The sequence below is a fragment of the Tabrizicola sp. genome (genome assembly GCF_041911175.1).
In the GTDB taxonomy this organism is placed as follows: domain Bacteria; phylum Pseudomonadota; class Alphaproteobacteria; order Rhodobacterales; family Rhodobacteraceae; genus Tabrizicola.
In genome coordinates this window covers 1-3,675 of sequence record NZ_JAYRPN010000142.1, presented here as the reverse complement: position 1 = coordinate 3,675, position 3,675 = coordinate 1, and the positions used below count along the sequence as shown (strand labels likewise).

Here is a 3,675-nt window from a genome sequence, read left to right as displayed (position 1 = left end):
CTTGCTGGCCGTCTCAGCCGGCACGCCCTGCCTCCTGATCGAGCGGCGCACCTGGCGCGGGGGCGAGACAGTGACCATCGTCCGGCAGTGGTTCCGGGGCGATGCCTTCGATCTCACCGCGCGGTTCGGGCCGCAGGGCTGATGCTGTTCAGGCGGGTTTCCCCGCCTGAACAGCGCGTCCGGTTCAGGGGGCCTTCATCTCGGCATAGTCACCCGCCGTCCGCAGCGTCACTTTTACTGGCTCCTCCGTCCGGTTGCGCCAGAACCAGCCATGATTGCCGGTGAAGGCGGCGGTGAGTTTGCCAGCCTGCTCCGGCACGCCGCGGCCGTCCTCGTAGCTGATCTCCTCGCCACCGCCGTCACCGTGTGTGGCGTGGTTCAGCACCCCGCCATTCGCTGTCCACTCGAAGGTCGCCACCTGTCCCTCCTGCATCGCCAGCTTGACCTCGATCCCTTCACCGGGGGCCAGCGTGTAGTTGACCTCGTCGCGCCAGACGGGGGTGGCGACCGCCGCCTCGGCCACTGCGGCCTCGATGGCCGGTTCCGGCGCAGCCTCGGCCACAGGTTCCGCAACGGGCTCCGCCGCCGGAGCCTCGGGCACGGCGGCCGCCGCTTCGGGCGCGGGATCAGGTGCGGCCAAGCCTGCCGCCCCCACGACTGCGGCGATCACGGCAACCTGCGCCTCGATCCGGTCCAGCCGGCCAATCAGAGCGGGGTCGGCGGCGGCCGGCGCCGCGCCGACTGGTGCCGCGGTTTCGGCCTCGGCCTCGGCATAGAGCTGCTGCTTGATCTGGCCCATCTCGGTCAGGCCCAGCACGCCGCCAAGACCGGTCGGGTCCACCCCGTATTCCGAGGGAAGATAGAACACGGTCAGCAAGGCCACGGCCACGCCCGCAGCCTTCAGGCTGGAGCGCAGCAAACCACCCGACGTGGCCTCGACGTGGTGGATATGCCCGGACGCCTGGGCGTGCTGCCGTGGATTGCGGGGTTCGGCCCGAAGCGGAATCTGCGGGGCGCTGTGAATGTCAAAACGGTTCTGTTGCATCTTTTCTCTCCGCAATCTCACGCCATGGCCAGACCGATGAGCTGGAAGCCCATCAGGTAAAAGCCCATGGCCATCATCACCACATTCGCGGCATAGGCCTGCCGCGCGAAGGCCGGCGTCGCCCGCCAGCGGTTCATGAAGATCAGGATCAGCGCCAGAGCGATGAGTTGCCCGATCTCGACGCCGACGTTGAAGGCCAGGAGGTTCGGCACCAGCCCGTCGGGCGAAATGTTGTAGTCGATGATCTTCGAGGCCAGGCCAAAGCCGTGCAGGAAGCCGAAGATCAGCGTTGCCGCCTTGGTCGAGGGCTGCACCCCGAACCAGCGCGGGAAAGCGCCGAGATTGTCCATCGCCTTGTAGACCACCGAAAAGCCGATGATGGCGTCGATGATGTAGCTGTTGATCCCGAAGTTGAAATAGACCCCGACCAGCATCGTGGTCGAATGGCCGAGCGCGAAGAGCGACACATAGGTGCCGATCTGCTTCATCCCGTAGAGGAAGAAGATCACGCCGAAGAGGAACAGCAGGTGGTCATAGCCCGTGACCATGTGCTTGGCCCCGAGATAGAGGAAGGGGATGAGCTTCACCCCGGTGATTTCCTGGATGTAGCCCTTGTCACCCAGCGTCACGGCGTGGGCTAGAACAGGGCCCGCCCAGAGCAACAGGACAATGGCCAGCGCCGCCGCATAGGGGCTGCGCCAACCAAGGCCCTGCCATGCGGCAGATACCTTGAGTTTCATGATTTTTCCTTGTTGGTTGCGGTTCGGTCTTGCGGGCAGGTCGCCCGTCAGAGAACCGCCGCGCGGGGCGGCCTTCGAAGGCCCCCGCCCTCTATCCCGTCGGCCCGCAGGTCGGACAGCCGCAGGTTCAGCTTTCGCGGCATCATGGCGAAGGACCGGTGATCGGTCGAGAAAAAGGCAAGATTGCCGTGATCGTGGTCGGCTGCATTGTGCCCGGCCTGACCGGCGCCGTCCCAATCGTGGGAGTGGCCATGCATCGTAATGCTGATTTCTGCCCGCGCGGCCTCGGCAAAGGCGCCGGGGCCGTGCGACTTGGTCAGCAGGAGGGGGACGATGACGATCATCAGGCAAAGCAACAGCGTGACGCAGACGGCGCCCAGCCGTTCCGCCACACACTGCCCGCGCAGGATCGCCCTGCCACTGTCCATCATCCGCCCTTTACTGCTTTGCTGCCCTTGCCCCTGCATACAGCCCCAACCTGGTCAAGCCAAGATCAACCCATGTCCGCCGGCGGGATGTTGCATTAACCCCCCTGGGGGGATATGTAAAGCTCATGTCCGAAGCCCACGCCCATGCCAGCCACACGGCCGTCGCCACCCGTCTGAGACGCGCAGAGGGCCATCTGCGCCGGGTCATCGCCATGATCGGCGAGGGCCGACCCTGCCTTGAACTGGCGACCCAGTTGCAGGCCGTCGAGCGCGCCGTGGCCGAGGCGAAACGTGCCCTGATCCATGACCATATCGACCATTGCGTGACTGGCGCCGCCGAACACGACCTGGCCGAGATCAAGTCCCTGACGAAGTTGCTCTGATGCTGAACACCCTGCGTAACCCGACCTTCCGTCACCTCTTTGCCGCGCAGATCGTGGCACTGGTCGGCACCGGCCTTGCCACCGTCGCGCTTGGCCTGCTGGCCTGGAAACTGGCGGGCGACGATGCGGGCGCAGTGCTGGGCACGGCTCTGGCGATCAAGATGGTGGCCTATGTCACGCTGGCGCCGGTCGCTGCGGCTGTGGCCGAGCGCCTGCCGCGCCGAGCCTTCCTTGTGGCGCTCGACCTGATACGGGCGGGCGTGATCGCCTTCCTGCCCTTCGTGACCGAGGTCTGGCAGGTCTATGTTCTGATCTTCCTCTTGCAGGCCGCCTCGGCCGGGTTCACCCCGGCCTTCCAGGCGGTGATCCCCGATGTGCTGAAGGACGAGGACGACTACACCAATGCCCTGTCGCTTCTGCGACTGGCCGAGGATCTGGAACAGCTCTTCTCTCCCATGCTGGCGGCCGCGCTGCTGACGGTGGTGAGCTTTCCGGTGCTCTTTGTGGGCACTGTTGCGGGTTTCCTCGGCTCCGCGGCCCTTGTCGTGACCGCTCGGCTGCCGCAGCGGGCAAAGGACGAGGCCGGGCATTTCTGGGCCGATGTCACCAAGGGCATCCGCATCTACACCCGCACACCGCGCCTGCGCGGGCTGATGGTCATGGAGGCCGCCGTCGCCGCCGCCGGGGCGATGGTCTATGTCAACACCGTGGTGCTGGTGCAGGCGCGGCTGGGGCTGGGCGAAGAATCGGTGGCGCTGGCCTTCGCGGGCTTTGGCGGCGGCTCGATGCTGGCGGCGTTCCTCTTGCCGCGCATCCTGTCGCGCCTGGCGGACCGCCCGGTGATGATCGGCGGCGCTGCGCTGATGGTCGCGGGCGTGGCGTTGGTGCCGCTGGTGGGCAGCCTTTCCGCGCTCATCATGCTCTGGGCGCTGATCGGTTTCGGCTTTTCGCTGACCCAGACTCCGATCGGTCGGATCATCAACCGATCCGCGCGCGAGGCAGACCGGGGCGCGGTCTTTGCGGCGCAGTTTGCTCTGTCGCATGCCTGCTGGTTGGTGACCTATCCGCTGGCGGGCTGG

At 66.3% G+C, this 3,675-nt stretch carries 6 protein-coding genes; 3 read left to right on the top strand and 3 right to left on the bottom strand.

From position 1 onward, the window contains the following. The first annotated feature begins 1 nt into the window (after window position 1). Complete coding sequence (locus ACE3P6_RS19620; protein ID WP_374398117.1) at window positions 2–142, top strand: UTRA domain-containing protein; 141 nt, start codon at window positions 2–4, stop codon at window positions 140–142. A gap of 42 nt (window positions 143–184) precedes the next feature. Here ACE3P6_RS19620 and ACE3P6_RS19615 read toward each other — a convergent pair whose 3' ends face one another. From ACE3P6_RS19615 to ACE3P6_RS19605, 3 genes are read right to left on the bottom strand one after another with little or no spacing between them, the layout of a single operon-like run. Beyond that, on the bottom strand, window positions 185–1,045 hold the full coding sequence (locus tag ACE3P6_RS19615) for a hypothetical protein (RefSeq protein WP_374398116.1): 861 nt from the start codon (window positions 1,043–1,045) through the stop codon (window positions 185–187). Window positions 1,046–1,062: 17 nt separating this feature from the next. After that, the gene (locus ACE3P6_RS19610; protein ID WP_374398115.1) at window positions 1,063–1,785 is read right to left on the bottom strand and encodes a HupE/UreJ family protein; all 723 of its coding nucleotides are present in this window, start codon (window positions 1,783–1,785) and stop codon (window positions 1,063–1,065) included. 47 nt (window positions 1,786–1,832) lie between these two features. Continuing rightward, window positions 1,833–2,213, bottom strand: a complete 381-nt coding sequence (locus ACE3P6_RS19605) for a hypothetical protein (protein WP_374398114.1) — start codon at window positions 2,211–2,213, stop codon at window positions 1,833–1,835. Window positions 2,214–2,338: 125 nt separating this feature from the next. Here ACE3P6_RS19605 and ACE3P6_RS19600 point away from each other — a divergent pair, with 125 nt between their 5' ends. Further along, window positions 2,339–2,596: a metal-sensing transcriptional repressor gene (locus tag ACE3P6_RS19600; RefSeq protein WP_374398113.1), complete on the top strand. Its 258-nt coding sequence runs from the start codon at window positions 2,339–2,341 to the stop codon at window positions 2,594–2,596. Continuing rightward, the coding region (locus tag ACE3P6_RS19595) for an MFS transporter (protein ID WP_374398112.1) at window positions 2,596–3,675 on the top strand (1,080 nt) is incomplete at its 3' end. The genes ACE3P6_RS19600 and ACE3P6_RS19595, both read left to right, overlap by 1 nt.

Coding starts and splice junctions, on each gene's coding strand:
- ACE3P6_RS19615 (WP_374398116.1), bottom strand. CDS start 1,045: ATGCAACAGAACCGTTTTGACATTCACAGCGCCCCGCAGATTCCGCTT.
- ACE3P6_RS19610 (WP_374398115.1), bottom strand. CDS start 1,785: ATGAAACTCAAGGTATCTGCCGCATGGCAGGGCCTTGGTTGGCGCAGC.
- ACE3P6_RS19605 (WP_374398114.1), bottom strand. CDS start 2,213: ATGGACAGTGGCAGGGCGATCCTGCGCGGGCAGTGTGTGGCGGAACGG.
- ACE3P6_RS19600 (WP_374398113.1), top strand. CDS start 2,339: ATGTCCGAAGCCCACGCCCATGCCAGCCACACGGCCGTCGCCACCCGT.